Here is a 26,907-nt window from a genome sequence, read left to right as displayed (position 1 = left end):
TGCCTTCGCTCCAGCCAAAGATGAAGGTGATCAGGGCGGTGGTGGCGATGCCGGGCATCGCCACGTGGGGTGATGACCTTCCTGAGTGAGCGTCAATAGTAGGCCTGAGCCGTCCGGGTCATATTCATTAGGATGGCCCCCGGTTCCGGGGCGTGGAGCGGGTAGTCGGCATGCTCGAGTTCCCCGAGGCTGGTCACCACAGCTGTGCGGCCGTAAGCGGTTTCAGGCCACGGGAGTCTCTTTCCTAAAGGCAGTTGCCGGGGGCTCATGGGTGCCCCGGCAACTGCCTGATCGTGGGTTCTTAATGGGCGGACTCGTCGGCCGGGGCTCCCCCGGCGACGGCCGGGATGTGAACGGGGTCGGCGACGTGCTGGTGCTTGCGGGAGAAGAGGACTGCGATTCCGGACAGGACGCACGGTATCGCTCCGAAAAGGAACGCCGCGGTCGCCCAGTTGCCGCCGCCGGAGAGCATGGTGGCGGCCAGTGCGCTGGAGAGAATCGCGCCGACGGGGCCGACGGCTGCGACGAATGTTGCACCCCGTCCGCGGATGCGGGTGTCGTAGCTTTCGCCGACGAAGAACAGCACGCAAGAGTAGGGTCCGATGAGGAAGAACGTTCCGAGGCTGTAGAGCGCGACGACGGTCCAGAAGTCGCTGGGACCGAAGATCATGGCGGTGAAGACGATACCGCCGGTGATCCAGCCGAAGGCGATGACGTTGCGGCGGCCGAACTTGTCGCCGAAGTATCCGTGTGTGAGGTATCCGAGGTAGGCGATCACGTTGGACATCAGGAGGATGGCCAGGGAATTGGTGAAGGACACGTTGTGGACGCTGACCAGGACGGTGGTGCCGAGCACGCTGAAGACCTGGACGGGAAAGTAGTTCAGGATGTGGCCGAGCCCCAAGGCCAGGGTGGTGCGCAGGCTCCGGCCGCGGAAGACGTCCGCGAGGGTGCTGCGGGTTTCGTGCTCTTCGATCCCGAGTGCGGCGGAGAGGTTTTCCGCGTCGTCATGCTTGCCGGCTTTTTGGAGTTGCCGGATTTTCTGGATGGATTCGAACTGCGGCGATTCGCGTAGTTTGCGGGCAAGGGCCGCAACGATCAGGGACGGGACGGCGGCGAAGACGAAGCAGCCGGCCCAGCCGATGGTGGGGAGCAGGACGGCGGTCAGGGCGGCGGCGAGGATGGCGCCGATCGGCCAGCCCCCTTGGACGAGGGAGTAGATGAAGCCCTGGCGCTTTTTGATCCGGGGGTCATCTGATGCGCCGTAGAGCTCGCTGAGGTAGGCGCCGTTGACGCCTTGTTCGGACAGGCCAAGGCCGCTGAGTGACCGGATGGCGACGAGGACGGCGACGGGGACGATTCCGCCGAGCGCGGTGAGTGCAGAGGCGATGCCTGCTCCTGCGGTGGTGAAGGCGAGCCCGGCCTTGCGGCCGAACTTGTCGACGACGGGCCCTGCGATGAGGCCCACGCCGACGGCGCCGACGGACATCCAGGTGACCATGGTGGCTTGTTCGGCTTCGTTCAGGCCGAGGTCTTTGCCGAGTTCGGGCAGCAGTGTGCCGAAGAGGATGAAGTCATAGACGGCGAACGCCCAGGCCAGGAAGGCCAGGATGGTCGCGAATTTGATCTGCCGGTTGGTGACGTGCGCCGGCCGCCAAGCCGTGCTGTTTGTTGTGGACATGATCCAGCTCCATTCATGGGTGCGGAGGAATGTGACGGGGATTACATGTGTTTTGGGCGTGACTGCCTAAGGACTTGGCGGCAGCAGGGCCCTGCAGTGCGGTGTGCGCCGGGAGAGGTGGCGCCGTGTCCGGCGGGCCGGTGCCTGGCCCGCCGATGGTTAGTCCTTAGGCGGACTTACCCTCGATCTCTTCGAGGATGGGGAGGAGGAACTTGCGGAACTCGTCGTAGTTCTCGGTGACCGGGAAGTGGCCGAGCTTAGGCATTTCCCAGAACTTTGAGCCCTTGACCAGGTTCGCTGCTTCCTTCGTGTCGGCCGGGGAAGTGTTGGGGTCGTATTCGCCGGTGAGGAAGTAGAGCATGCATTTGCTCGTGTCGATGGCGGCGGCCTCTTCCGGGGACACGTTGTGATCGTAGTAGTAGTAGTACAGGTCGCCGGCGAAGACGCCGGGGCCGCCGGACTGGTATTCCCACTGGATCTCCCGGACGTTCTCCTCCGGTGAGTACGGGGAGATGTTAAGGAGCATGGCCGCTCCGATGGAGTTGCGGGAGACGTTGGGGTTGTCGAATTCGCGGCGGATGCCGTCCATGCCGACTTCCACATACTCGGCCGCGGAGCGCAGTGCCCCTTCGACGGAGATGGTGGCACGGTAGCGGTCGTTGAAGTTCGAGGCCAGGTCGATGGCGAGGTGCCCGCCCATGGAGCTGCCCATGTAGACGGGGCGGTCCAGCTCCAGGGCTTCGGAGAGCGCGTTGGGGAAAGCCATCATGCGTGACTTGGTCATGTTGTATTCGGTGGTCCACCACTTCTCCCCGTGCGGGGGCAAGGATTTGCCATGGAAGGGCAGGTCGAAGGCGATGACCCGGTACCGGGAGGTGACCCCGGTGTCGTTGAGCAGGTGGCGGTACTGGCGTCCGTCGGAGCCGGCTGTGTGGCCGACGATGAGGGGGATGCCCTGCCCGGCCTCTTCGTAGTAGACCCGGTATTCGATGCCCTCGACGGTGAGGTAGACGTAACCGCCCTTGATGGGTTCAAACTTTGCCATGACTTACGCTCCTTCGACGTTGAGCTGGCGGAAGATTTGCATGAGCCGGTTCAGCGCCGGCAGGTAGGCGTAGAGCTGGTGGGTGTTGCTGAGGAGGACACCGTGCTTGGCGGAGGAGCTCTGCAGGGACTGGAAGAACGGCCGCGGGTACTGGGCGGTCATGTCCTTCCACTGCTCGTCGGTGCCCCTGATCCAAATGGCCGCGTCGTCAGGGTCGGTGTCAGAGGGTCCGACCGTGAGGAGTTTCCCGTCGTCGTAGGTGGCCAGCCAGGCGTTGTCGCCGATGGCGACGTGGAGTTTGCCGGTGTAGTAGCGCATCTCGCGGTTGAACTCGAAGTCCTTGGTCGCGGTCTGCAACACCTGTGCGAAGTCATGCATGGATTTGCCTTTCATCGTTGAAAGCCGGGGTGGTGGGGATGGAGAGGTATTCGTACATCCTCGTGTGGTCCTCGGCGCCGTGGCCGGCGTCGAGGGTGGACTGCCAGATGGTTTCGCAGTCGTGGCTGAACGGCGCCTCGATGCCCAGGGAATCGGCCAGGGCCGTGGCGATCTTGATGTCTTTGGTCATGAGTCCGATCGGGAAACCGGATCCGAAGGTTCCGCTGAGCATGAACTGGGCGACTTTGTTTTCGGAGGTGTTGCTCCGTCCGGAGGAGGCGTTCAGGACCTCGGTCATGGTCGCCGGATCGATGCCGAAGCGTTCCCCGACGCGGAGGGCCTCGACGGTGGCGACGACCGACGCGGCGGAGACGAGGTTGTTCAGGGCCTTGGCCGCATGTCCGGAACCGGCCTTGCCGACGTGGATGACGGACTTGCCGAGGACGTCGAAGATGTCCCTGGCCTGGTCCAGATCGTGCCAGCGGCCGCCGACCATGATGGCGAGCTGGCCGTTCTGCGCTCCGCGGACGCCGCCGGAGACCGGTGCGTCCAGGTACCGCATTCCCTGCCCTTCCAGCCGCTTGGCCAGATCCCGGGAGCGGACAGGTTCGGAGGAGGACATGTCGATGAACAGTGTGTTCAGGGACGCGGCCGCGGCGACGCCGTTTGTGAGCACTCCTTCGACGATGTCGGAGTTGGGAAGCATCGTGATGATGACATCGGCTTCCTGCCAGGCGGCCGTGTCTGCGGCAGTTCTGGCGTCCGGTTGCTCGTCCTGGAAACGCTGCACGGCGCCCGGATCACGGTCGCTGACGATCAGGCGGTGGCCGGCGTCGGCAAGGCGTGAGGCCATAGGGAAGCCCATGTTCCCGAGACCGATGAATCCGATGGTGCTCATGCTTCGGCCTCCAATTCCTTGAAGACCTCGCGGGCCAGGCGGAAGCTTTCCAAAGCGGCGGGGGCGCCGCAGTAGATTGCAACCTGGAGGAAGACCTCCTTGATTTGTTCCTTGGTAACTCCATTGCGGATCGCGCCGCGGACGTGGACCTTCAGCTCGTGGGGCCGGTTCAAGGCGCTGATCATGGCGAGGTTGATCAGGCTGCGCTGGGCGCGTTCCAAGCCCGACCGGTTCCACACGTCACCCCAGCAGTACTGTGTGACGAGTTCCTGCATCGGCATGGAGAACTCGTCGGCGCCATCGAGGCTGCGCTGGACATAGGCGTCGCCGAGGACTTCCCGGCGAGTGGCCAGGCCCTTGTCGAACAGTTCCTGGTTGATGGTCGTCGTGCTCATTGTGCTACTCCTTTTGCTGCTTCTTCGGCCGGGTTGAGCGGGGTCTGGTCCCAGACCGCCTGGATGTTCGTGAACTCGTGCACGCCCAGGTAGGACAGCTCCCGGCCGAAGCCGCTCTTCTTCACGCCGCCGATGGGGATCCGCGGGTCAGAGACGGAGAGGCCGTTAATGAAAACGCCGCCGGCGTCGATCCTGCGGGCCATCTCCCGGGCTTTGGCGTTGTTGCCGGTCCAGATCGCTGCGCTGAGGCCGAACTCCGAGTTGTTGGCCTTGGCCAAGGCATCCTCAGCGTCCTCGGCTGCGATCACCGTGGCGACCGGGCCGAAGATTTCCTCCTTGAAAGCCGTCATGGACTCGGTGACGCCGGCCAAAACGGTGGGGGCGTAGAACGATCCGGGGCCGGGCAGGCGATGGCCGCCGGTGAGGAGCTCGGCTCCTTCCGCGACGGAGCGTTTGACCTGGTCATCGACATCGAGCATTGCGTCCTCTTTGGCCATTGGGCCAACGAAGGTTTCCGGGTCGGTGGGGTCACCGACTTTGAAGCTTTCAACGCGGCTGGTGAGTTTGGCGGTGAATTCCGCGTAGACGGACCGTTCGACGATGATGCGCTTGGCCGAGATGCATACCTGTCCGGCGTTCACCATACGTCCCTTGGCTGCCGCGTCAACGGCTTTGTCCAAGTCAGCGTCGGCAAGGACGATGAAGGGGTCCGATCCGCCGAGTTCGAGGATGACCTTTTTCAGGGCCCGGCCGGCTTCGGCGGCTACGCTCTGCCCGGCGGCGGTGCCGCCGGTAACGGCCACGCCGGTAATGGCCGGGTCGTGGATAATGGCGGGCACCTGGTGGCGGTCGCAGTTCACGACGGCGAAGGTGCCTTTCGGAAGGCCCGCTTCCTCCCACAGGGCCTGCAGTGCGAGCCCGGAGCCCACGACGTTTGAGGCGGGCTTGAGGAGGTAGCCGTTGCCGCCCAGGATGATCGGCGCCGCTCCCCGGAAGACCTGCCAAACCGGGAAGTTCCACGGCATGACTGCCAACACAGTGCCGGTGGGCAGGTAGGAGACGTAGGCTTCCGGACCGATGGTCGTCGCCGTGTCCTCCAGCATGGCCGGGCCATGCTCGGCATACCAGTCAAGCATGTTGGCGCACTTGATGACCTCGGCCTGGGCCTGGGTGACCGGCTTGCCCATTTCGGCGGTGATCACGCTAGCCAGCTTCGCTGTGTCCCGGCGCAGCAGTTCCGCCAGCTGGCGGAAAACCTCAGCGCGCCGGGCCGGGGACGTGTCCCTCCAGCTGGCGAAACCCTCGGCGGCTGACCGGACGACGTCCGAGACGGCCTGCTCACTCAGGTAGGGGTAGGTCGCGATGTCTTCGCCGGTGGCCGGGTTCGTCGACTTAGCGACGGCAACTTCGATGGTGCCCATGGTGTGTTCCTTCAAGTTCGTGTGATGGGGCTAACAACGACTCTAGAAGGAAAGGACACTTTGATAAATAAGAAGTTTCCGAAGTTTCACTTCTCCAAAAGAGAACGATCAGCCTGGGTTCACGGCGCCTTCCCTGCGCTTGCACTGCAAGGGTTGAAAAGCACCCGCTTGGCTGTCATTCTTCTGTAAACGTGATGTTTTAGTTACATCACTTCACATTTGGAGAATAGAGAACCATGGAGATCGCGCAGCTGGAAATCTTTCTCGCCGTAGCGGAGACGGGCAGCATCACCAAGGCGGCCACCAAGCTGCTTCGTGCGCCCTCGAATGTCTCAACGCGTATCCAGCAGCTGGAGCGCGAACTTGGCGTCAAGCTCCTCGTGCGCGACAAGCGGCAAAGCTCCCTCTCGGCCGACGGCGAACTCTTCCGCGAGCATGCCCAAAAGATCATCGACATGTGCAACGACGCCAAAGCCTTCACGGCGCAGGGTGAACCTCGAGGCAAATTCCGTCTCGGCGCCCTCGAAAGCACTGCAGCAGTTCGGATTCCGCCGATACTTGCAAGCTTTCACCTCCACTACCCGGTCGTCGACGTTGAACTCGAAGCAGCATCCTCGGGCGTGCTGTTCGACCATCTCCTTAACGGACAACTCACGGCAGCATTCTCCGACGGAAAGCCAGCCGTTCCCTCACTGACCGGCGTCAAGGCGTTCACTGAGGACCTCGTGATCCTCACTCCGCAGACGGTGACGGAGATCAACGACGACTTCAAGGCGTCCCACCCGACCGCATTCATGTTCGGCACCATCTGCTCCTACCGCCAGCGTTTTGAGGACTGGCTAGATGCTCAAGGAATCGTCCCCGGACGAATCGTTGAGATCTCCTCCTACTACAGCATGCTCGCCTGCGTCGCCGCCGGCGGCGGCATCTGCATGATCCCCAAATCTCTTCTCGAAACGTTGCCTGGGGCAAGCCGTGTCCATGCACACAAAATACAAGGCACTCTTGGCACGGCGGAAACCTGGCTAATGTGGCGCCGGGACTGCCGCTCGGCCAACCTCAAAGCCTTCATCGCTGAACTCAAAGAACACCTGAACTCTGCCGACCAGGCCGCATCCGTCGCTGCCTAAAACGCCGACGTCATCCGGCTAGGCGCTCCCGCGCCACAAAGTCCCAGCTGCGCCGTGAGCAGCTCGGTCGGCATTATGCAGGCCAGTGCCCGGGGATCGGGTAACTCATCCGGCCGGCCTGGCCGATAACGACAGACTAGGGAAGAACGGCGATTTCGATGACCCTCCCGGTGATCATTGAGACGCCGTACCCACCGTCGTCAACCACCCAAACAACGGCGGAATCGGCCGACTTGGTATCAACCCAGCCGGAGTAGCTTGCGTGGCCAAAACGAAACTCCAGTGCGACCCCACCCCAGTCTGCGAGTACCAGCAGATCAAGCCCACTGAAAAAGAGCAGGAAGAGGATCGTTCGTCAAGCTGCGACCCGCGAAGAATGCCATGAACAGTCATGACCCCAGGAACCAACAACAAACCGGCGCGGAGCAATCCCCCAACGCCGATCCAGTCATGTCGCCCCGCACGGGTTCCGCAATGAAGTAACAACACGGCAGAAAGGCCGCCCAAGTCAAGGGAAGGAAGTGTCCGGCCACCACAGAAGAGGGCCAACGACAACCGCATATGGCTGGCGAGGGCACAGCGGTCCGAGCCATCTTGGACCAGGTGTTTCCGTCAACCATGTCAGAGGCCCAAAAGGGCCCCTGACATGGGAAAACGTGCCCGAGGTGGGACTCGAACTGCATTCCCGCCCTTGCCAACACTGGGAGGTCGCGGAAACATGCGGAATCCGGCCCGATCCGACCAATATACGACCCTATCCGAAGCCCAAAGTGTGGACATTGTCCACACCCGGATTTTGACACTTTCCGATAGACTACACGCCACAACGTGCTACCGTGCTCCCTGCCGAACCAGATGGGCCGCAGCTGCGTGTCCTGATTCATCGCTCCCCCGATGCGTCCTAGACCCGCCTACTTTTCACGATGTCCATGCCATCTAGACGGGCCAACTGGTAGTCCCGCCAACGGTCGGCCAGCCCTCGGTCAACGAGCTTCCGGCCTGCAGGCTTCGCCGGAAGTACTTCGACATCGTCGTATGTGAGACCTTGACTGTGCAAGAACTGTTCATGGAGAAGACCGCGCACAGGGCGGCGATGAACTGCTTCCGCCTGTTTGATGTCCGCGATCAGTTCCGACGTATCGGCACAATGCACCGGGCCAGCGGCGAATCTGTCGCGCCTGAACTTCCGTGTGATTTCTATGGCCTCTTCGGTGAGTGCCTCAGCGACAAAGTAAGACTTGTCCTTTGGCTTCACAATCTTTGAGTAACCGAACTTCTCAGGTTCGCCACCCTTCATCAGAACTGCCCGATACCCCATGGTGTTTCGTCCAAGGTCGTTGTTCGGCATGACGATCCAATGATCAATGCCGGAATCGAACTTTGTCCCCGCATTCGGGTGCAACCCGGCAAGGTGGTTCAGAATGGCCTCCAGCCGATTGTCATCCAGGCGCTCATTCCCGGCTTGGTCCTTGAGTCCCTGGCTAAGTTCCGCTAGAAGTGCATCCTTTGAGTTGAACTCGTATCCTCCAGCTCGGTACATTTCTGATTTCCCCATTCTTTTGCGCTCACGACGGCGATTAATGAGACATGGTACTCGTAGAAGGGAGTGCACGGAGACCGGATTCCTCAACCTCGGCACGCCAGCTGAGGCTGGTCTATGCAGGTTCCATGCACGTTAGCGGGCGCTCTTGAAATTTGAGTGTGCTGGACGTCAGATGGGCTCAAACAACCACACCGAGGAGGTCACCATGACGGTCACTTTCAACCACACTATTGTCTACGCAACAGGCAAGCGCCGTTCGGCGAAGTTCCTGGCCAACGTGCTCGGACTGCCGGAACCCCAAGCCATGTGGTGAGGACTTCGACGGACTCTTCGCAAGGATCCAGGCCCAAAGGGGCGGTCCCGCCCGCAGCAGATCAACCACAACGACGGCGGACGTGGCGTCTACTTCGCGGATCCTGACGGGCATATCCTCGAGGCGATCACGCGACCGTACGGATCGGGTGCTCCATGAGCCGTCGACGAGGCCCCGCACGTTTTCGAAGTCGTTCTGCGCAACGCCTTGGACGAACAACTCTGCGTCTGGAAAGCCTCCCAGCCGGATCCGTCTACAGGCCGCTTTCATTCACCGGACTGACTCGTCGACCCAAGTGCCCTGCTGCTCCGCATTGCTGGCGCGACATCCCCGACGCCAAGCGTCGTGCGCGCAAATCGACCACACGCAGATCACAGGGCCAACGAGACCACTGCACGCAGAACGGTGAAGCGCTGGCGGTCAGAACGACGGGCGGCACAGACACCGCCCGGCTGTTCCTGGACTATACCTGGGTGTACGCCGCAGCCCAGGAAGCGCCGGTACGTCTTCACCCTCACGCCCTGCCCCTGGCCATGGGGGCTAAGGATGTCGACGGCAACGAGGTGGTCATCGGTGAACGGATGGGCTGGCAGCAAGACTTCTTCCACCGCCGCCTGGCGGTCACCGACTAGACCATGCGGCGCACTCAGTCCTCGTCGGCGGCCCGGCGGAGTTCGTCCTCGCTGTACCCGAACGTGTAGTCCTCGTCCATGCCTTTGGAGCGCCAGATGTCTGCCGCGTCATGGACGCTCAGCGCCTCGCCACCTTCGACGTCTTCATCGTCATTGGGGTCGAACTGGCTGATCAGGATCTCTGCATCTTTGTGGTCTTCACCGATGGTGCAGCGGCAGTCTGCGTAGTAGTGACGCTCCTCGTCCCCAACGACGGCGACGGAAACTTCGGTCAATCGCTTGTGCTTTACTCCGGTGGTCATCTTGTGCTCCCCAGTTTTGGTCACGCAGGCCTGATGACCGGCTCCGTCATGATATTCCTAACCGAACCACGGGCCAAGCCTTTCAGCGCCGGTGAGCAGCGCCGGCCTTTCCGCACAAGAGCCTCATCGCGAGCGCACCTGGCTCCCGGCCCCGTTCCCGTCAGCTCGAGCGGCGACCGCCGCCGCCAAGGACGACGCCGGTGACCGCCATGCCAGTGACTGCACCGATCCCGGAAACACGGGGAATCCGGCCCGATCCGACCTCTGTACGACCCAGTCCGAGACCCAAAGTGTGGACATTGTCCACACACCAAAATTCACGTTCCAAGTCCTGTAAACTACCGACCGCCCCCGCACGAAGGGAGTGCGGTTCCTCTTTGCGCTTGCTGTAGTGGGACCACGGACGAGTTAGCTCGCCCATGTTGTGGTCGACTCCGCCTGCAAGTGACGGACTATGCAAGGGCCCGAAGCCGGCCCAACAAAGAAGCACATTGTGGTGGCAACACTATGACCGCGCCCATCGACTCGAACATCCAATTGTGTGCCCCTGTATGGACCACGACGTTCTCGGTCCAGCCGGAACACAGCCCGTGGCGGTCATGGTCCTGGCGAAGTCCCCGGCCCCTGTGGGCCGAATGCACGACCATGTCCGCTTGGCACGTCAGATAAAGCAGTACCACCCGCAGTCACCTGTAGAAACCAGGCGAACTGCGGCGGACGGGTACATGTTGCGGGTGTCGGTGACAGTCGAAACTGAGCCATTGTGACGGCTTGGGGGCAGCGGTGGCGGCACCTGAGTGCCGCCCCGAATGAGCCTCGGACCAATCACGACCAGCTGCTGCTGCCGCGCTGTGGAGATCACTGACCTCGCTGAACCGGGCGCCCTCCATGCCCAGGGACGGCAGCGCAATCTTCCCGCACCCGCACGTGGTGTCAGTTCAGCTGGGCGCGCCCCTCGCGAGCAAGACCGATGCCCATGACGATGAATATCGGCAGTGCAAACATGAAAGTAAAGACGAACTGCCCAAAGGACGCAAAGGATAGGAGGAGCGCGACCGCGGCGACGCTGATCATGGTGATGGGCGCTCCCCGCCCTCGGTCGCGCTGCTTCACCAGGAGGACGATGCCTGACGCTATCGAACCGAAGCAGCCGATCAAGGTCAGTATGAGTATCGCACTCTGCCCCAGAGAGACGCCGATGAGGAAGGAGAAGAACAGCCAGACACCCAGGCAGATACCCACGATTCCTGACGCAAGCCGGTAGCCAGACGCCTTCGGGAGTTCCGGACCCGACTGCTGGTACGCATGAAGTGGGTACGGAGCGTGGCCGAAGGCCGGCTGCCCGGGGTCGGGCTGCTGATACGTCGGCGCCTGGCCATAGCCGTGCTGTCCGGCGTAACTCTGCCCATAGCTTTGCTGTGCGGTGTAACCCTGCGGGTACTGTCCGGGGTAGTCCTGCTGGTACGGAGGCTTCCCGTAGGCCGGGGTGCCCTGACCATTCGCTTGCGGCGGTTGGACGGGGAAGGGCGGAGGGATGGGCGGGACGTTTTGGTCGTTCATGATTCCCCCTGTGAGTGTGGCGGTGACAAGGTCGATGTTGAGAAAATGCCTGGCTGCGTTCCGCTGTCATGCCTGCAAGAAAACCGGGATGAGCCGTTAGCACTCATCCAAACAGAGCATCTGCGCGGAAAGCGCAGCTCTTGCTCAAGTTTCCGGCAGGAATCAGCGACTTGGGATCCTGTCGGAGGTTCCCCCCGCTTGCGTCGGCGCACGTCCAGCGAGTCGTGGGGCTGCTGCCAGGGAAGAGAACGCTGTCAGAGTGCGAAGAAGTCCGGCGATCGTGGCGGTTGGGCAAGTTCCTCGCTGCGCTTCGCGATGCGGGCGCCGGCGAGAAGAAGCGCAGCGGCAGCGATGACATCGAAAGAAGCTCAGTCTGCCCTCGTGTGGACGGGTACTTGTTCCGGACCTCGTCGAACCCGCACTGGATCCCATGCCGCTCCCCCACGAGCTCGACCCCCGCGGCGGTCAGCTTTGCCCGGACCTGCTCCTCAAGCTTGGAGGTCAGGTGCTTGCCGGGACGCATGCTCCCGATCGGGTGTGCCGGGGCGTCCGGGGCTGGCGTGGGCTTGCGGACGGTCTGGACGATCTTTGGCACGGGTCCCCTCCGGGCTGACTGATGCTATGGACAGCAATCTATTCCCCAAGAGGTCAAAGCGGCGACGGCCCGGCTTCAGCTAGGAGACCGAGGCGACGTACCTTGCGCGGGAGCCGGCATCCGTGTTGTGCTCGGCCCGGTGGACTACTTGTTCGCGATGACATTGTTGATGGAGCCGGAACAAAAGTTCAGGACCGATATGTAGATGAATTTGTAGCCCTGGTCGTGGCCCCAGGCTCGGCGTGCCTCCGCAACAGTCGCGGCCGCGCCGGCCGGGCCTTCGGAAACGGACGGGCACGCGGTGCGGGCCTGATCCAGGATGGCAGAGTCGGCGTTGTGGGCGATGCTCGGGGCGACCTCGCGCAACCTCTTGAGAGCTGCGGCGTCGTCGCCTGAGCCCGAATCTATGAGGAACTCAGGGCAGAACTGAACGGTCCCCGTGCCGAAGATGAGCTGCATGTCAGTTTGATAGGGCTTTGGCAGGCCAGTGACAACCAAGTTGTAAGCCACCTCTTCGAACAGCTCTCCGCCCCGCATCTGGTCGCACATCTTCTTTGCGCTTGCGACGATCTCCTCGTCTGTCTGTCCCTGGACGGTCCCGCTCACCGCACGATTGCGGACATGCTCGAGCCAGGCGGCATTGCGGGTGTCAGCCTTGGAAGCAACAGGGGCTTGCGAGGATGGGCTGGCGGCACGCGAAGTCGTGGGCGTCGTCGTTGGAGTAGTTGTCGATTCCGCCGTTGCCGCGACGGTCGCCGGCCCGGACGCGACGGTTCCGGAGCAGCCGGCCATGAAAGGTATCAGGACCGAGATAGCCCCAATCGACAGTGCGCGCGTTGGCCAAAGCAGTCTTTTCATCTTAATCCCCGTCCGATCATGGAATGCCAACTGTTGCATCCTGTCACTATGGGTGTCATGAGTGTCGTGTACTCGACTTTGCAGGCACCGTACGGTTAACCTTGATGACGTGCACCGCGGGCCTGGCGACCTCCCCGTCAACCCGGCGCCCACCACAAGATTGACGCAGGATCCCGTTCAAGCTCGGTGCCTCGGACTACTCTGGAGACACTGAGGAACTGGGGGCCAGGTGTTTTGCAAGAGCATGCTCATTGAAGAGGTTGCTGCCATGCTTCAGGGCAAACGAGAATTCGTCTGCGTGGATCTTGAAACGACCGGGGTCAGCACCCGTAGCCGCGTTATTGAGATCGGCGCCGTCCGGTTCAACAGCAGCGGGAACCTGACCCGCGAATTCTCCAGCCTCGCCTTCCCGGGCACCGGCTACATGCACGGTGCCGAGTTCATCCACGGCATCAGCCAGCGCGAGGTGGAATCGGCAGCACCCATCGGCGCCGTCCTCCGTCAGCTCGTCGATTTCGTCGGCGACCGAGTCGTCGTCGCACACAACCTCCCGTTCGAAAACAGGTTCCTTGGGTCCGAGCTTGAACGGGCGCTGATGGAGCCCGGGGACAACGTCGGCTTCTGCACCTACTCCGCTGCCCGCAGGTTCGTCAGCACCGGATCGAACCACAAGCTGGCCACCCTCGCTCAACACTTCGGCATCAGAGAGAGCTCATCCCACCGCGCCCTGCCGGATGCCAGGGTCGGTGCGCACCTGGCATTCAAGCTTCTGCAACTGGTCGCTTCGGGTGCGCCCACGCTCCGCCCGTCGTCGTCGTCGTCGAAAAAGATCATTCCGTCGGGCAGCTCGATGCCGACCAGGCTCGCCGCGGTCCGGCAGGGGCATCGTCCACGATGGAAGCCCAGCGAGGAGCAGGAGACCATCCTGGGGGCGTTTTTCGGCCAGGGCGACATCAAGATCCTGGCCGGCGCGGGAACAGGCAAGACCACCACCCTGCAGCTGCTCGCCAACTCTACGAAATCAAAAATCACCTACCTCACATTCAATAAGGCAACCGCGGTTGAAGCCCAAGCAAAATTCGCCAGCAACGTGTCCGCGACGACCATCCACGCTTTCGCCCACGCCGGCCTCATCGGGGAAGGCAAAGCTGCCTGGCTCAGCAGGCTGCGCCTGGGCATTGAACCCATCCGCGTGACCGCCGGCCGCCTCGGCGGACTGGAGCCCGGATTCATCGAAGCGTTCAGCAGCCTGGAAGTAGCCCACTCAGTGACGCCCTACGAAGTCACCAAGATGGCCGTCGACACCGTCATCAAGTTCTGCCACAGCCCCAACCGGAAACTCCTCCCCCGCCACGTCAGCACCGGCAAGGCAACCGCAAGCCTTCGTGCCGCCCTTGTGCCACTGGTCCTACTGATGGCCGAAGAGCACTGGGCTAACATCCTGGACGAAGGCGTCAGCGACATGCCCATCCTGCACGACCACTATCTGAAGAGGTGGCTGCTGGATGATCCGGTCCTGGGAGCCAAAGGTGAGATCCTCTTCGTCGATGAAGCCCAGGACCTGAGCCCCGCCATCGCGGCAATCATTCAGACGCAGCGGCATCTGAAGAAGGTCTTCGTCGGGGACCCCAACCAGTCCATCTACGGTTTCGCCGGCGGCAAGGACGCACTGGCAACCATCCTGACGACGCACACTCTGCCGCTAACCACGTCCTGGCGTTTCGGCGAGGGTGCAGCGGTCATCGCCAATGGCTGGCTCCGTGCATTGAAAGCACGCCATCTGGTGCAGGCCGATCCGATGCAAGCCACAGCTGTCGGCCCCTGTGAGCATCCCGATGCGGTGCTGACACGCACCAACTCCGTAGCCGTTGATCACCTGATGAGCCTTCAACGACTCGGCCACAAGGTAACCCTGAGGGCCGATCACCAATCCATCCTGGCACTGCTGCGGGCAGCCGCCGACCTGAAAGAAGGACGCAGGGCCAGCCATTCGATGCTCAGAGCGTTCAGCTCGTGGGACGAAGTCAAAGAACACGTCCGCCACGATTCCAACGCACACGAACTGGCCACCTGGACCAGGCTCATCGACGAGTACGGCATTCCCGCGCTGGACAACGCCATCACGGCAGCCTCCCTTTGGTCAAGAGACGGCGTCGTCGTATCCACCGCCCATAAGGCGAAGGGCCTCGAATGGGACACGGTGCGGATCGCCGACGACTTCGCTGTCATCCTTGCCCGGGCCGCTATCTCCGGCGACAAAGATCAGCTGGCCGAAGAGAAGCGCCTGGCCTACGTCGCCGTCACTCGCGCACGTCGACGTCTCGACCCCGGGCCGCTGGCACATTTCGCTGACTTCATGAACCGGTAGACCAGCGCTGGCGCCAGCACAGAAGCTGCGGGGCGCTTATTTCGGTGCTGCCGCCACCACCTGGATGGCCGATTCGCGAGCACCCGTGATCCGGCTACCTACGCATGTTTCAGGGCATGAGCGAAAAGAAATTCAAAGACCGTGTCCTGGACAGCACCGTCAAAGACAGGAAGGAAATTGACGACTGGATGTACGGCCCGGGAGGCAAAGTCCTCGGTGCCATTCTGGCCCTCCTCCACATCTGGACCGTCGTCCGGAAGTTGTGGTCCCGATGAACGGCATCTACGGCCGCGCGCCCACTGGGCTGCAGGACACATCCTGGGCAATGAACGAGTCCGTCGCCAAGATCGGCGCCAAAGGTGAGCAGAAAACCGAGGTCCTGCTGAACAGTTTCGGCAAGAATGCCGCCGTCCTGCACGACCTGCGGATCCCGATCCCCGGGTTCAAAGCCAACGTCGACCACGCCGTCGTCTCGGGCAAGTCGGTACTGCTGATCGGACTTGCTCCGCGATTCCTGCCCGGTGTACTAGACGAACCGTGAAGCTCCCCAGGCCCAGGGCCGATGCCGTCCGAAGCTCCCAAGCTACGCTCTCCCATCTCCCCCGGCATCAGCGCGAACACCATGTGCAGCTCGTCCGCTTCGCCGTCACGAGGAAATGAAACACTGGGCCCACGGCGGCCCCGTCCTGCACCCCGAGCACAGTACGAACTCCTCATCGACGAATCCGACTACCGAGACGAGGATGACCTGCTGGAGAACGGCCAGGGAGAGAACCGGGAACGCTGGGAACTTCTGGCGAATACGGCCGATTTCTACGCGGTCGCCGCCGATAACGCAATTGTTCTCCTGCGCTCAGTGGATTTAAGGCGGGGACGCCCGCCCCATCAGAGCAAGCAGAAAGACCCCCCAATGGGTCAGTGTATGCCCGGCCAGAGGAGGGTCGACGTATGTTCCCCACACATGAGACATATGAGAGAAAGTCCGGATAAGCCGTTCATCCTCATGGACCTGGACGGAAACTGGCTGCGTGGGGCGTCCGCCTCAACGAGATCCTGCTCCGCCTCGACCTGTCCTACCCGATCGTCGACGACGGCAAAAGGACCGGTCGGGATGGTCTGGCCCACCCTGAAGTTGCCGTGCGGTGCTGACGGCGGCGATGAACCATCCGGACCTGTACAACGGGCTCGAACCGTTTCCGTTCCACGGCGGCCTCGAATAGGGGCAGCTTCGCCTCCACCGTTCACGCGGAACCGAGCATCCGGCTCGGCGGCCGTTCCTGATGGACGTCCATCAGTAACCCGCGACAGGCCCTGCACAGTTCACAGCGGCGCGGGGCCTTTTCGCCGGTCAAGTCAGGCTCAGACGCCGCGCTTCTCTCGCGAGAGACCGATGCCCAGGATGATGAGGACCGGGGAGGCGAGGAGCAAGGTGGACACTAGGAGCGTCGCCCCATAGTAGGTCACGGCCATGCCGATGCAGCCCAGCAGCAACGCGAGTCCGGCGAAGGTCAGTGACGTGATTATGGGGCCCTGAGAGCGTCCGCGCTGGTTGGCCAGAAGCACGATTCCTGCCGTGATGTTGCCCAGGGCGGCGACCAGGACGGACAGCGCCATGAAGACCGTACTGCCGTCACCGAAGCCGGCGATGGCAGGGATGAGAAGGAAGGTGCCCAGTACGATCCCGATGATGCCGGACGCGACCCGGAAGCCCGAGGACTTCGCTTTCGGCGGGCCGTATGGCGACCACTGTCCCGGCGGCCCGTACTGCTGTGGCGGATAGGTTGCGTACTGCGGCTGAACGTATTGGGGCTGGGGGGCGTACGGCGCGTAAGGCTGCGGCGGTCCGTACGGCGGCTGCTGTGCCGGGGCATATGGCTGCGGCGGCTCGTTTCCAGGGACAGCGCCGGTAGGAGCGTGCGACGGGAATCCGTCGGGCTGCGGCGCCGACGGGATCGGCGGGATGTTCTCGGTCAATGTTCCCCCAATGAGAAGTCGTTTTGGTGTCAGATTACATGTGCCCGGCTCGGAAACTTCGTGGACAGGCGTGAGCGGCCGCCGTGCGTCGGCAGTGGACGTGAAATGAGGAAGCCCCACACGTGCTTGTGCAGGGCTTCCGTTAAGTGGCAGGGAGAATCAGGAGCCGAACGCTGCCTTGTACTGGTCGTTCACGCTGGGGCTCAGGACCCCGTTGACGCGCAGGAGCACGTTGCCTTTCTGGTGGTGCCATTCGGTTCCGAAGGCGGGGCCGGCCTTCTTCAAGATGCCCAGAATGTACTCGGAGCGAGCCGTCGCGTCTGCTTCGTTGGCGAAGACCTCCACTACTGCGCCGCCGTCGGTTCCCGTCTCACCGGGCTTACCGCCGGCGTCGGTGATCCATGCCAGCGACGTGTACTGGTTGGGCCGGCCCAGAAGCTTGTTGCTGTCCAGGGCTTCGGTGACAGTCGTGACACCGGTGATGCTCGTGACCTTGGCCCTGAGCTCCGTAGCGACCGCGGTCGCGTCGGCGGCCTGGGTGGGAGTCGGAGTAGGTGTCGGTGAGGCCGATGCTGAAGTGGCGGCCGGTGCTGCCGTTGTTGCTGCCGGTTGGGTTGAAGGTGCCGAGCAGCTAGCCAGGAAGATTGCCGCCACCCCAAGGGCGACCAAGTGTTTACGCATAAGTCAGATGATAGGGGCACTCAACGTAGCCGCCATCATGTGACGGAGGAAAGCCAGATCACTGGCCGACGGTGGGCATGCTGACGAACAGCAGCTGGTTGCCGGGGTCTTCCTTATTGTCGTAGCGGCGCCACCCTGGCAACGAAGACCAGAAGTCATCTCCCCCTTCGGAGAGTCGATATGGGGGCTCCATTGGAACCCATGCCGGAGCAGCTCCACCACCCGAGACCGCTTTTTGTGTACGGCAGGGCATGACCTCCGCCGGCTACTGCTTGGACCAAGTCCCGCAGCGCGAGGACTCAAAGGTCTGTCCCTCGCTGAGGATCACCTGGGGGAATCCGCCCTTGACGTTGTCGTTTTCGATGATGTCGCCGCCGTTGGAGCCGGTCACGGTGATGGCCCAGTAGCAGCTGGTCGTAAGTTCCTTGGTCGTCCGGTACGTTCCGGGAGCAATATCCTTGCCGACCGTCCACGTGCCTTCCTTGATGGTGTTCGCAGCGGCAGCCGCCTCGGCCCCGCCGACCGCTGTTTCACGTGCCTTCACCGCGTCTTCGGCCTTCTTGACGGCGGTTTCCCGGGCTGCAAGCTTCGCGGCCGAGTCCGCCTCTGCCTTGACCAGGGCATCTTCCCGAGTCTTCAGCTTGGCCGCCGCGTCAGCTTCGAGGGTCGCGCTGGTGACCGGCTTTGGTGCCGCAGCGGTGTTGGTCCGGCCCGAGCTGGCGCCGGCGGCAATACCGCCGATGAGGATGGCAGCACCTCCCGCGATGGCGACGGCGATTGCTACGTTCCGGCCCGGCAGGCTGGCCCAGGACGGCTTCTTGAAGATCAGGGCATACAGGCCGGTGAGGGCAGCGGCGATACCGAGGATGATCAGGATGGATTCTCCGTGACCGGTGAATGCGTTAGTCAGCACGATGGCAGCTAGGAGACCGGTGACAATCCAGAACCAGACGCCGTAGCGGCTTTTCGGCTGGTTCGGATCACGCTGTGGGCGCCCGTGCTTTGGCTGCGGTCCCGGCCCCTGCGGTGGGTACGGCTGGCCCAGGTGCGGCTGTGGGAACTGTCCCTGCTGTGGGTACTGCCCATGCTGCGGCGGCGAGTACTGCGGCGGGAAGGGCTGACCCTGACCTTGGTAGGGCGGCGGAAATTGTCCCGGCTGCGGTTCAGGCTGGTGCGGAGGGACGTTCGGGTCGTTGCTCAATTTTCCCCCATGGAAAGTAAGGGACGCGTCGGCGCGTCGTCGTCACATTAGCACCGCCTCCCCCGCCCGTCCCTTTGTTTCCGGGAAGCCTCATCCTGTGAAGACACGGCCGCCGCACGCCGCACACATATCCGGTGAAAAGTATCCCTATCACGTTGAAGGAAGCGTCATCACACTTGAATCCGACTTCACGGCGGCATCGGCGCCTGAAAGCTCACCCGGCGGTGTCTACGCCATCGTCTCCAAGACCACCACTTCGCCTTCGATGGGATGAACGTGGCCAACAACGCCAACTTCGAGGAATTCCTCGAGAAGATCACCTTCGCCAACGAATACCAACGAATACCAGCGAAGACCGGACCGCGACGGACGCAGAGCCGTTCCTCACAGTCATCCGGACCGCCGAAAATCTCCTGGCCGCCCGCCTTGCAGAGGCACATGAATCGATCGGGAGGACGCCAAAACGCTCTGGGCCGACTGCGTGAATGCCACGCTGGTGTCTGTGCAGCAGAACAAGGGCATCCCGGGGTTGACCAGGCCAGCTCGAAGGCTGCCCTCCGCGGCTGGAACCACATACGCTACGTCGCCACGGTGGCGCAGGAGCTGCGGACCAATCCTGCGTAGCCGTAATGAAACCGTCGGCTCACATCCCGTGGGTCGTCGTACCGCACAATGGGTTCAGGTCGGCCCAATCCGCCGCCCAGCCCAGTGTGCACAAATCGAAGGATTAGCGCCCGGGCAACCACATTGGGGGAACAATGAGCAACGAATACCATCTTGCTGACGGCTCACCGCGCTACGGGCACCGCACGGAGGCACCGCCCACCGAGCAAGCACCGCCCGCCGGGGCCGTCCGCGTCGAGGAGACAGCCGAAGGCGCCGCACTCCTGTGCCTGGACGACATGGCCGCCGCCATCGACCGCCGGCTGGCCAGTTCCTGGGCGGACAGTCCGGATCCGGTCGTGGCTGCCCTGCGGAAGGAGAACCCGGAGGAGCTGGCCGCGGCCCGCGCCCTGGTCAAGCTGCATCTGGGGACCCAGCGGCAGTGGCGCCTGAAGGCGCAGGCCGTCCGCGACAAGCAGCTGGCGGGGCTCGTTGGACGCCGCAAGGCTTCCGGCAGCGCCCGTGCCATCCTGGCCATGCGTCTGGGGCTGATGCTCGCCCTGATCGCCCCGCCGGCGTACATCGTGGCCACCGACCAGGACAACATCGTGAAGCTTCTTGTCGTCGGCGCCATCTGCTTCGCGGCGGCCCTGGCCGGCGGGCATTTCCTGACGATCCGGGCTCGTGTTCCGGTCATGCCGAACATCCGCGGGCCTTGGCTGAACGAGCTCCGCGAGGACATCGTCAATGCGACCCTGGTGGCCATCCTGCAGAACAAGGGTGTTGTGCTCGACCTCCGCACCACGGCGGCATGCCGGCGGGGCTGGACCAGCATCCAGGCTGCATCTAAGGGTGTAGCCGCGATCCACAGCTGAGCCAGGTAGGGCACGACGAAGCCCCGGAGCAGGGAATCGCTCCGGGGCTTTTCGGTGTCTAGGCGTCGGCTGCGACGGTGGCCGGGGTCAGCTTGATGTAGCCGTAACGGTCTTTGCTGATCGAGTACTCGGTGCCCCGCAGGATCAGAGTGTCGGCCTCGGTGACGCGGATGCGTTCGCGGCGTTCCTGCTTGTGGGCTGTGATGACCGTGGCGTTCGCGCTCATCCAAGCGTGAGGGCCTTCGACGAGTGGGCCCTGGCAGACGACCCGGTGGAAGTTTCCGGCTTCCCAGCCGCCGACACTGTAGGTGGTGAAGAGGTCCTTGCCGCGGTAGGTCTTGTCGAACATTTCCAGCTTGGGGCCGTTGAAGTGGTCCTGGCCGAAGAGAGTCTGCGGGGTTCCGGCGCCCGGGTGGCCTCGGAGTAGGTGATCGGATCGCTGTCGTTGATGGTGAGCGGCTGGTCCATGGCCTTCGGTCCTCCGGTGTCGGCGTTCCCGGCTCCCTGCCGGTACAGCCAATGTGTGCGGGGATCCGGAAGGCGCTCACCACTGATCGAAAGCGGGAGGCGCCGTACACAGAGAAGTCGGAGGGGCGGCCGGCCCTGGACGCAAAGAAACCCCGGGACGCTCGAGGTTCCGGGGCGACCTACGCCAGAAACGCAAAAGCCTAGGGTTAACCGTCAACGCCGTCGCCGGCGAACTCAGCCAATGGCCCTCCATTATCTCCCGCCTCGAACGAGGCATCCTCCGCAACGACGACCTCGCAGCAAGCTACCGGAAATGGTTCGAGGAGCAAGCGGCTCAAAAAACGAATTGACAACCATAGGAGCGTCACTGGGAACTCCCGAAAACATGCGGAAACCGGCCCGATCCGCCCCCAGTACGGCCCGATCCGAAGTGTTATGTCTCTGGACATGGGTGACAGTTCTGTATCAGGACATCGGTGACGCTTCCGAGGTTCTTGGTGGTGACACTTCTGCCGTTCTGATGGGTGGATGAGTGGAGTTGAGCCTGTTGATCCTCGTGTCCGTTTAGCGATCTCGCAGTGGCCGGATGATCCGCCACGTGGTGCCGTGACATCGTTCTGTACCGAGCATGGGATCTCCCGTAAGACGTTCTACGTGTTGTTGGGCCGGGCCCGGGCCGAAGGCCCGGCCGCGGCGTTGGAACCGCGGTCCCGCCGGCCGCGCACGAGCCCGTCCAGGATCAGTGACGAGGCCAAGGAGCAGGCACTGCGGGTGCGGGCGGCGTTGGAGCGCTCGGGCCTGGACCACGGACCGATCAGCGTGTTCGAGAAGATGAAGTCCATGGCCCTTGAACCGGTGCCCTCGGTCCCGTCGCTGGCCAGGATCTTCCGTCAGAACGGTGTCGCGAGACTGGAGCCGCGGAAGAAGCCCCGGGCCGCGTACCGCCGGTTCGTTTACCCCGCCCCGAACTGTCTGTGGCAGCTGGACGCGACCGAGTACGTCCTCACCGGTGGCCGTAAATGCGTGATCTTCCAGCTCATCGATGACCACTCCCGTTTCGCGGTCGCCTCCCACGTCGCGGCCGGGGAAACATCCGAGGCTGCGATCGCGGTGGTGAAGAAGGGCATCACCGCGCACGGGGTGCCGCAGAAACTGCTCACGGACAACGGGGCCGCGTTGAACCCTTCACGGCGAGGCCATCAAGGCCGGCTCCTCACGTACGTCACCTCCCTGGGGATCGAAGCGGTCACCGGAAAACCGTACAAACCGACCACGCAGGGCAAGAACGAACGCTTCCATCAGACCCTGTTCCGGTTCCTGGACAAACAACCCCTCGCAGCGACCCTTGAACAGCTCCAAGAGCAGGTCGACGCGTTCGATGAGCTCTACAACACCGAACGCCCGCACCAGGGCCTGCCCGGGCGGATCACCCCGCAACAAGCATGGAACGCCACACCGGCCGCCGAACCACCACACCCCAAACCCGCTCCGGCCCCCACGCAGGACGGCACCCGCGGCACCGGACAGGCCACCCGCACCGCCTACCCCAACGGCAGAGTCACGATCAACAGCGTGGTCTACATGATCGGCAGACCCTACGCCCGGCAGGCCATCCACGCGCTCTGGGACACCGAGACAATCCAGTTCTTCGATGACCAGGGCACCCACATCACGTCCTACCCCTACCCGCCGGCCGGGACCAAAACAGTCGGAAACGGCAAGCCCCCCGGACGCACCGTGAAACAAACCCGCAACCGTCACCAATGTCCTGAAACACGAAATGTCACCAATGTCCTGATACAGATCCGTCACCCATGTCCCGAGACATCACACGACCCGATCCGAAGCCTAGGGTGTGCACATTGTGCACACCCAATGTCGATGCTGCGAGCGCCTCGGCCAGTCGACCGCTCCAGACGGCAGACCGCTGTCTGCTGAGAAGATTCGAGGGCGGCATCAGGCTCACAGGACGCATTCATCACAACAATTAGCCAACAACCTTGCCGGCCGCCTGCGGCGTACTTAGGGGTCGTCAACCAGAAGTTCCAGCCCGCACATCAATGGGCCAGATCGGACTTGAGATAGATTCCGCGGCAAACCTAACGTCCGTAAGCGATCGATCTCTGGTGAACTAATGCCTGGCAGCCGACCGCGCAAGGCTCTCGTGGATACATACCCACAAACCTAGCCCGGCCTTCTGGCACCGTCACACACAACTGGCACCGGGCAAGGCATGCAGGCAACTCTTCCGGTTTCGACCCCATGCCCGCCAAAGCATCGACGCGAGGGACCGGTTGCGGCGTTCTCCTAGATTTGTCATCTCACTTTCGGGGCTTATCCGCTTCGCTACTGAGTCGCTGCTGTGACAACCCGACTGATTCAGATGGCTTTTCATACATATTTTGCCGGGCTCAATTGGCGTGCGTGTCATTGGCGTGCCGCATGCAACTTGGAAAGATCATACGAAGTCGTTGACGTGTGGCCTCGCTCACAAACGGTCCCCCCGATTCGCCGTTTCTGAACCTAGTTGACGCCGTTAGCCACTTCGTGGCCTATACCCTGTCCCGACTTAGGAGTCTCATTGCTGTACTCAAGTATTGTTCACACACCCGACGCCCCGGGGTTGCCCGTGCTCTCCCAGGCTGTCGCTACTGACCACTTCGTTCTGACATCCGGGCAGGTGGGACTGGAGCCAGTCGTAGGCACGGTTCCCGAGTCCTTCAGGGATGAGGTCCGGCAAGCCTGTCGCAACCTCCAGGAAGTCCTCCGGGCAGGTGAATGTTCCATGGCTGATGTCATCCGAACATTTTGTGTCTTAACCGATGCCAGCCAGCTTGCTGAATTCAACGACGAATACGGCAACTGGTTTCCGGGAAACAAACCGGCACGGACCACTATCGTGGCCGGCCTCGTCGGACCCTTCAGGTTCGAAATCGAGGCAACGGCCCTAAGAATAAAGGGATGAGCACCCTACGTCCACCGGTGGTTGTGGTGGGTGCCGGCGTCATCGGTCTGACCACAGCCCTTGTGGCAGCCCGGGCGGGCCATAAGGTCACGGTCGTGGCGGCGAACCGCCCTGAAGAGACGGTTTCCTCGGTGGCGGCCGCGATCTGGGCCCCGTACCATGCAGAACCGGCGTCCTGGATCGGACCCTGGGCAGCCACCACGTTCGAAGAACTTGCCGAGCTCGCGGCCACCGTGCCGGAAGCGGGCGTGCATATGCGTGAAGGCATCGTCGTCCACCGTGCAGGAACCGCACCCCTCCCATGGACGGGGACCGTTGCCGGCAACCGACCCGCCCGTGCGGACGAGGTACCGGAGGGGGCCACCGGCGGGACAGTCTGCACCGTGCCGATAGCCACCATGTCCATGTACCTGGCTTGGCTGCAGGAGCAGTGCACATTGTTGGGAGTGAAGTGGGAATGGCGTGCGGTGCACTCCCTCGCTGATGTGGCCTACCTGGACACCGTGATCGTCCTGGCAACGGGGCTGCAAAGCCACGGGCTGCATAATGACGACGGCCTCTACCCCGTAAGGGGACAGGTTGCCCGCATAGGGAACGCGTCGATAAAGCACTGGATCATCGACGACGCCAACCCGGCCGGCTCCACATATGTCATCCCCCGCGTCGATGAGGTTATCTGCGGCGGAACCGCCGAGATCGGAGCCACGAACCTGCTGCCGGACAGGGCAACGGAACAGAGGATCCTGGACTCCGCCCTGAAGTTATCCCCTGGCCTCGCAGAGGGGACGTTTCTGGGCAGCATCGTTGGACTGCGCCCCGGCCGGCACCTCATTCGCCTGGATCTGCGGGACGAACAGGAACGCATGGTCATACATAGCTACGGCCATGGCGGTTCCGGCGTGACCGTGTCCTGGGGTGTGGCCTACGCAACCTTGGATCTGATCGGCAAGGCGGCGCCGCCGTCGTCGTCGCAGCAGAGAACGGCGACACGGCCCCTATAAGGGGGCCCGACACGAGAACCACCCACCTTTACCCACCTGAGCCATGCCCCACTGCCGTGGTGTGGCTCCAACGCGCGTATTTAGCAAGAAGGAATCATCATGAAAAAGTTCACCACCGCAATGTCCCTAGTGGCAGTCGCCAGCGCACTGCTGACTTCCGCCTGCTCTAATAGCCCCGCAGCCGAAGCACCAAAGTCTTCTGAAAGCGCGTCCAGCGCCGTAGCCCCCAACCCTCCGATCGAGACGACCAAAGACGACAAGGTAGCGGCCCTGCTGCCCAAGAGCATCCGGGACAAGGGCGAGATCAAAGCGGCCGGCAACATCCCCTACCCGCCCTACACAATGTATGACACGGACAGCAAGCCAACCGGCTTTGACTATGACCTCTCCCAGGCCCTTGGCCAGAAGCTCGGCATCCCTGTCTCCTTCAACCAGCAGGCGTTTTCCACCATCATCCCCTCCCTGTTGTCGAAGAAGTTCGATGTGATCCTCAGCGCTATGAATGACACCCCGGAGCGGCAGAAGACCCTCAACTTCGTGGATTACACACACGGAGGCTTCATCATCCTGGTCAAGAGCGGCAACCCGGACGGCGTCAAGGCCCTCCTCGATGTGTGCGGAAAGACGGTGTCAGTGCAGAAGGCCACTGTCCAGGGTGAACTCCTGCGCGGACTCGAATCCAAATGCAAGCAAAAGGGCACTGACGGCGTCCAGGTACTGGAACTGCCCACGGATCTTGACGCCCAGACGGCCCTGCGCGCAGGCAAGAGCCAGGCTTATGTCGTGGATGCGCCTGCGGCCGAGTACGTGGTCAAGACCGCCGGAGACGGCAAGGCCTTCGAGCTGGTCCGCGACTCCGAGTTCCCGGCCGGCTACCTGCCGGTGTTCAGCGGCATGGGCAACCTCAACACGGATCCCGAATTCACCGAGGCACTGCGGGCAGCATTTCAGGCCCTGATCGACGACGGAACCTACAAGAAGATCCTGGACAGGTACTCGTTGACGTCCTACGCGGTGAACTCGGCCGCAGTCAACCAAGGAAAGTAGAGCCGCGATGACCTCCCCGATTACTGCCGGGACCGCACCGACAGTCTCCATTGCCGCAGACGTCAAGGCGATCCCCTTGCGGCGGCCTTGGCGGTGGATCAGCGCAGCGGTACTGCTGGCCGTCGTCGCCTTGTTTGTTGAGTCCCTGCTGACCAACAAGAACATCGAGTACCCGGCCATCGGGCGCTATCTGTTCGACACCCACATCCTGGCCGGAGTGTGGCTGACGCTCGTGCTGACCGTGCTCTCCATGGTCGTTTCGACCCTGCTTGCAATCCTCATCGCGGCAATGCGGCTCTCGACCAACCCTGTGCTGTCCACCCTGTCGTGGCTCTACGTCTGGTTGTTCCGCGGCACGCCGCTGTTGGTGCAGATTGTCCTGTGGGGCTACCTGGGCCTTCTCTACAGCAGGCTGTCCGTCGGAATTCCCCAGACCGACGTCGTCTTCTGGTCCGTGGACACCAATTCACTCATCACGGCGTTCGTGGCCGGATTCCTGGCACTGACGCTGAACGAGGCCGCCTACTCGTCCGAAATCGTCCGAGCCGGCATGCTCTCCGTTGACGAAGGCCAACGCGAAGCAGCCTATTCGCTGGGGATGTCCCCCCTCTACACTTTCAGCCGGATCCTCCTCCCGCAGGCGATGCGCGTCATCATCCCGCCTATGGGCAACGAACTCATCTCCATGCTCAAGAACACCTCGCTACTCTCAGTCATAGCGGTCCTGGAGCTCTACACCCAGGCATCCCTTATTTCCTCCCAGAACCTCAAGCAGGTCGAGCTGCTCGCGGTGGTAAGCATCTGGTACCTGTTCATGACCAGCGTCCTCTCCGTCCCGCAGTACTACCTGGAACGCCGCTTCGGCCGCGGCGCATCGCGCAGCCTGCCGCCCACCCCGCTCCAGCGGTTCCGCGCCATCCTGGCGAACCGGACCCGAACCACCGAGACCTCGCAGGTGAAGCCTTGATACGAG

General features: G+C 62.7%; 24 protein-coding genes and 1 pseudogene. 11 read left to right on the top strand and 14 right to left on the bottom strand.

The genetic code is table 11. The features are described from left to right. Nucleotides 1-301: 301 nt before the first annotated feature. From ABFP37_RS18605 to ABFP37_RS18580, 6 genes are all read right to left on the bottom strand, one after another. Nucleotides 302-1,681, bottom strand: coding sequence for an MFS transporter (locus tag ABFP37_RS18605; RefSeq protein ID WP_347034475.1), 1,380 nt, complete (start codon nucleotides 1,679-1,681; stop codon nucleotides 302-304). Nucleotides 1,682-1,847: 166 nt separating this feature from the next. Continuing rightward, a complete protein-coding gene (locus ABFP37_RS18600; RefSeq protein ID WP_347034474.1) occupies nucleotides 1,848-2,726 on the bottom strand; it encodes an alpha/beta hydrolase in 879 nt (292 codons plus the stop codon). Between the two features lie 3 nt (nucleotides 2,727-2,729). Continuing rightward, nucleotides 2,730-3,104, bottom strand: a complete 375-nt coding sequence (locus ABFP37_RS18595; RefSeq protein WP_347034473.1) for a hypothetical protein — start codon at nucleotides 3,102-3,104, stop codon at nucleotides 2,730-2,732. Next, the gene (locus ABFP37_RS18590; protein ID WP_347034471.1) at nucleotides 3,097-4,002 is read right to left on the bottom strand and encodes an NAD(P)-dependent oxidoreductase; all 906 of its coding nucleotides are present in this window, start codon (nucleotides 4,000-4,002) and stop codon (nucleotides 3,097-3,099) included. The genes ABFP37_RS18595 and ABFP37_RS18590 overlap by 8 nt, the downstream gene beginning before the upstream one ends. Continuing rightward, nucleotides 3,999-4,382 carry a 4-carboxymuconolactone decarboxylase gene (pcaC, locus tag ABFP37_RS18585; protein ID WP_347034515.1) on the bottom strand — a complete coding sequence of 128 codons (384 nt, stop codon included), beginning with the start codon at nucleotides 4,380-4,382 and terminating at the stop codon, nucleotides 3,999-4,001. The genes ABFP37_RS18590 and pcaC overlap by 4 nt, the downstream gene beginning before the upstream one ends. Before the next feature lie 11 nt (nucleotides 4,383-4,393). Continuing rightward, entirely contained in the window at nucleotides 4,394-5,818 is a 1,425-nt protein-coding gene (locus ABFP37_RS18580) for an NAD-dependent succinate-semialdehyde dehydrogenase (protein ID WP_347034469.1), read from the bottom strand. A gap of 236 nt (nucleotides 5,819-6,054) precedes the next feature. On the opposite strand from ABFP37_RS18580, the gene ABFP37_RS18575 reads away from it, so the two are divergent. Then, complete coding sequence (locus ABFP37_RS18575) at nucleotides 6,055-6,948, top strand: LysR family transcriptional regulator (RefSeq protein WP_347034468.1); 894 nt, start codon at nucleotides 6,055-6,057, stop codon at nucleotides 6,946-6,948. Nucleotides 6,949-7,849: 901 nt separating this feature from the next. Here ABFP37_RS18575 and ABFP37_RS18570 read toward each other — a convergent pair. The 4 genes from ABFP37_RS18570 to ABFP37_RS18555 form a co-directional block, all read right to left on the bottom strand. Next, nucleotides 7,850-8,503 carry a hypothetical protein gene (locus ABFP37_RS18570; RefSeq protein WP_347034467.1) on the bottom strand — a complete coding sequence of 218 codons (654 nt, stop codon included), beginning with the start codon at nucleotides 8,501-8,503 and terminating at the stop codon, nucleotides 7,850-7,852. Nucleotides 8,504-9,450: 947 nt separating this feature from the next. Beyond that, complete coding sequence (locus tag ABFP37_RS18565) at nucleotides 9,451-9,738, bottom strand: hypothetical protein (protein ID WP_347034466.1); 288 nt, start codon at nucleotides 9,736-9,738, stop codon at nucleotides 9,451-9,453. A gap of 933 nt (nucleotides 9,739-10,671) precedes the next feature. Further along, entirely contained in the window at nucleotides 10,672-11,298 is a 627-nt protein-coding gene (locus tag ABFP37_RS18560; protein ID WP_347034465.1) for a hypothetical protein, read from the bottom strand. A gap of 739 nt (nucleotides 11,299-12,037) precedes the next feature. Further along, nucleotides 12,038-12,790, bottom strand: a complete 753-nt coding sequence (locus ABFP37_RS18555; RefSeq protein ID WP_347034464.1) for a DUF732 domain-containing protein — start codon at nucleotides 12,788-12,790, stop codon at nucleotides 12,038-12,040. A 205-nt stretch (nucleotides 12,791-12,995) separates the two neighbouring features. Here ABFP37_RS18555 and ABFP37_RS18550 point away from each other — a divergent pair, with 205 nt between their 5' ends. The 3 genes from ABFP37_RS18550 (at nucleotide 12,996) to ABFP37_RS18540 (ending at nucleotide 15,660) form a co-directional block, all read left to right on the top strand. Further along, complete coding sequence (locus tag ABFP37_RS18550; protein ID WP_347034463.1) at nucleotides 12,996-15,119, top strand: exonuclease domain-containing protein; 2,124 nt, start codon at nucleotides 12,996-12,998, stop codon at nucleotides 15,117-15,119. 116 nt (nucleotides 15,120-15,235) lie between these two features. Next, a complete protein-coding gene (locus tag ABFP37_RS18545; RefSeq protein WP_347034462.1) occupies nucleotides 15,236-15,394 on the top strand; it encodes a hypothetical protein in 159 nt (52 codons plus the stop codon). Nucleotides 15,395-15,444: 50 nt separating this feature from the next. Beyond that, entirely contained in the window at nucleotides 15,445-15,660 is a 216-nt protein-coding gene (locus ABFP37_RS18540) for a nuclease-related domain-containing protein (RefSeq protein WP_347034461.1), read from the top strand. Nucleotides 15,661-16,478: 818 nt separating this feature from the next. Here the strand turns inward: ABFP37_RS18540 and ABFP37_RS18535 are convergent. From ABFP37_RS18535 to ABFP37_RS18525, 3 genes are all read right to left on the bottom strand, one after another. Next, complete coding sequence (locus ABFP37_RS18535) at nucleotides 16,479-17,093, bottom strand: hypothetical protein (RefSeq protein WP_347034460.1); 615 nt, start codon at nucleotides 17,091-17,093, stop codon at nucleotides 16,479-16,481. Between the two features lie 159 nt (nucleotides 17,094-17,252). Continuing rightward, nucleotides 17,253-17,774, bottom strand: a complete 522-nt coding sequence (locus tag ABFP37_RS18530) for a hypothetical protein (protein WP_347034459.1) — start codon at nucleotides 17,772-17,774, stop codon at nucleotides 17,253-17,255. 265 nt (nucleotides 17,775-18,039) lie between these two features. Next, nucleotides 18,040-18,687 carry a hypothetical protein gene (locus tag ABFP37_RS18525; protein WP_347034457.1) on the bottom strand — a complete coding sequence of 216 codons (648 nt, stop codon included), beginning with the start codon at nucleotides 18,685-18,687 and terminating at the stop codon, nucleotides 18,040-18,042. 385 nt (nucleotides 18,688-19,072) lie between these two features. On the opposite strand from ABFP37_RS18525, the gene ABFP37_RS18520 reads away from it, so the two are divergent. Both ABFP37_RS18520 and ABFP37_RS18515 read left to right on the top strand, forming a co-directional pair. Next, nucleotides 19,073-19,249 carry a hypothetical protein gene (locus tag ABFP37_RS18520; protein ID WP_347034456.1) on the top strand — a complete coding sequence of 59 codons (177 nt, stop codon included), beginning with the start codon at nucleotides 19,073-19,075 and terminating at the stop codon, nucleotides 19,247-19,249. Between the two features lie 484 nt (nucleotides 19,250-19,733). Next, a complete protein-coding gene (locus ABFP37_RS18515; RefSeq protein ID WP_347034455.1) occupies nucleotides 19,734-20,453 on the top strand; it encodes a hypothetical protein in 720 nt (239 codons plus the stop codon). Nucleotides 20,454-20,511: 58 nt separating this feature from the next. Here the strand turns inward: ABFP37_RS18515 and ABFP37_RS18510 are convergent, their stop codons facing one another. Next, nucleotides 20,512-20,802, bottom strand: coding sequence for a hypothetical protein (locus tag ABFP37_RS18510; RefSeq protein WP_347034454.1), 291 nt, complete (start codon nucleotides 20,800-20,802; stop codon nucleotides 20,512-20,514). 725 nt (nucleotides 20,803-21,527) lie between these two features. Between ABFP37_RS18510 and ABFP37_RS18505 the strand changes: the two are divergent. The 5 genes and pseudogenes from ABFP37_RS18505 to ABFP37_RS18485 all read left to right on the top strand — a co-directional run bounded on the left by ABFP37_RS18505 (nucleotide 21,528) and on the right by ABFP37_RS18485 (nucleotide 26,901). Then, nucleotides 21,528-22,719 (top strand): annotated as a pseudogene (locus ABFP37_RS18505) (IS481 family transposase). Nucleotides 22,720-23,502: 783 nt separating this feature from the next. Beyond that, nucleotides 23,503-23,886: a RidA family protein gene (locus tag ABFP37_RS18500; RefSeq protein ID WP_347034453.1), complete on the top strand. Its 384-nt coding sequence runs from the start codon at nucleotides 23,503-23,505 to the stop codon at nucleotides 23,884-23,886. Next, complete coding sequence (locus ABFP37_RS18495) at nucleotides 23,883-24,887, top strand: FAD-dependent oxidoreductase (RefSeq protein ID WP_347034452.1); 1,005 nt, start codon at nucleotides 23,883-23,885, stop codon at nucleotides 24,885-24,887. The genes ABFP37_RS18500 and ABFP37_RS18495 overlap by 4 nt, the downstream gene beginning before the upstream one ends. 99 nt (nucleotides 24,888-24,986) lie before the next feature. After that, the gene (locus ABFP37_RS18490) at nucleotides 24,987-25,934 is read left to right on the top strand and encodes an ABC transporter substrate-binding protein (protein WP_347034451.1); all 948 of its coding nucleotides are present in this window, start codon (nucleotides 24,987-24,989) and stop codon (nucleotides 25,932-25,934) included. A gap of 7 nt (nucleotides 25,935-25,941) precedes the next feature. Further along, nucleotides 25,942-26,901 (top strand): amino acid ABC transporter permease, encoded by a 960-nt coding sequence (locus tag ABFP37_RS18485; protein WP_347034450.1) that lies wholly within the window; start codon nucleotides 25,942-25,944, stop codon nucleotides 26,899-26,901. The last annotated feature ends 6 nt before the right edge of the window (nucleotides 26,902-26,907 follow it).

Origin of the sequence: Burkholderia sp. RS01 (genome assembly GCF_039748055.1) — a bacterium.
Lineage (GTDB): Bacteria > Actinomycetota > Actinomycetes > Actinomycetales > Micrococcaceae > Arthrobacter.
This window is presented reverse-complemented; position numbering and strand designations above follow the sequence as displayed.

Excerpts from the sequence above, each read along its gene's own strand:
- ABFP37_RS18605 (WP_347034475.1), bottom strand. The coding sequence starts at position 1,681 with ATGTCCACAACAAACAGCACGGCTTGGCGGCCGGCGCACGTCACCAAC.
- ABFP37_RS18600 (WP_347034474.1), bottom strand. The coding sequence starts at position 2,726 with ATGGCAAAGTTTGAACCCATCAAGGGCGGTTACGTCTACCTCACCGTC.
- ABFP37_RS18595 (WP_347034473.1), bottom strand. The coding sequence starts at position 3,104 with ATGCATGACTTCGCACAGGTGTTGCAGACCGCGACCAAGGACTTCGAG.
- ABFP37_RS18590 (WP_347034471.1), bottom strand. The coding sequence starts at position 4,002 with ATGAGCACCATCGGATTCATCGGTCTCGGGAACATGGGCTTCCCTATG.
- ABFP37_RS18580 (WP_347034469.1), bottom strand. The coding sequence starts at position 5,818 with ATGGGCACCATCGAAGTTGCCGTCGCTAAGTCGACGAACCCGGCCACC.
- ABFP37_RS18575 (WP_347034468.1), top strand. The coding sequence starts at position 6,055 with ATGGAGATCGCGCAGCTGGAAATCTTTCTCGCCGTAGCGGAGACGGGC.
- ABFP37_RS18570 (WP_347034467.1), bottom strand. The coding sequence starts at position 8,503 with ATGGGGAAATCAGAAATGTACCGAGCTGGAGGATACGAGTTCAACTCA.
- ABFP37_RS18565 (WP_347034466.1), bottom strand. The coding sequence starts at position 9,738 with ATGACCACCGGAGTAAAGCACAAGCGATTGACCGAAGTTTCCGTCGCC.
- ABFP37_RS18560 (WP_347034465.1), bottom strand. The coding sequence starts at position 11,298 with ATGAACGACCAAAACGTCCCGCCCATCCCTCCGCCCTTCCCCGTCCAA.
- ABFP37_RS18555 (WP_347034464.1), bottom strand. The coding sequence starts at position 12,790 with ATGCAACAGTTGGCATTCCATGATCGGACGGGGATTAAGATGAAAAGA.
- ABFP37_RS18550 (WP_347034463.1), top strand. The coding sequence starts at position 12,996 with ATGCTCATTGAAGAGGTTGCTGCCATGCTTCAGGGCAAACGAGAATTC.
- ABFP37_RS18545 (WP_347034462.1), top strand. The coding sequence starts at position 15,236 with ATGAGCGAAAAGAAATTCAAAGACCGTGTCCTGGACAGCACCGTCAAA.
- ABFP37_RS18540 (WP_347034461.1), top strand. The coding sequence starts at position 15,445 with ATGAACGAGTCCGTCGCCAAGATCGGCGCCAAAGGTGAGCAGAAAACC.
- ABFP37_RS18530 (WP_347034459.1), bottom strand. The coding sequence starts at position 17,774 with ATGCGTAAACACTTGGTCGCCCTTGGGGTGGCGGCAATCTTCCTGGCT.
- ABFP37_RS18515 (WP_347034455.1), top strand. The coding sequence starts at position 19,734 with ATGAGCAACGAATACCATCTTGCTGACGGCTCACCGCGCTACGGGCAC.
- ABFP37_RS18510 (WP_347034454.1), bottom strand. The coding sequence starts at position 20,802 with ATGTTCGACAAGACCTACCGCGGCAAGGACCTCTTCACCACCTACAGT.
- ABFP37_RS18495 (WP_347034452.1), top strand. The coding sequence starts at position 23,883 with ATGAGCACCCTACGTCCACCGGTGGTTGTGGTGGGTGCCGGCGTCATC.
- ABFP37_RS18490 (WP_347034451.1), top strand. The coding sequence starts at position 24,987 with ATGAAAAAGTTCACCACCGCAATGTCCCTAGTGGCAGTCGCCAGCGCA.
- ABFP37_RS18485 (WP_347034450.1), top strand. The coding sequence starts at position 25,942 with ATGACCTCCCCGATTACTGCCGGGACCGCACCGACAGTCTCCATTGCC.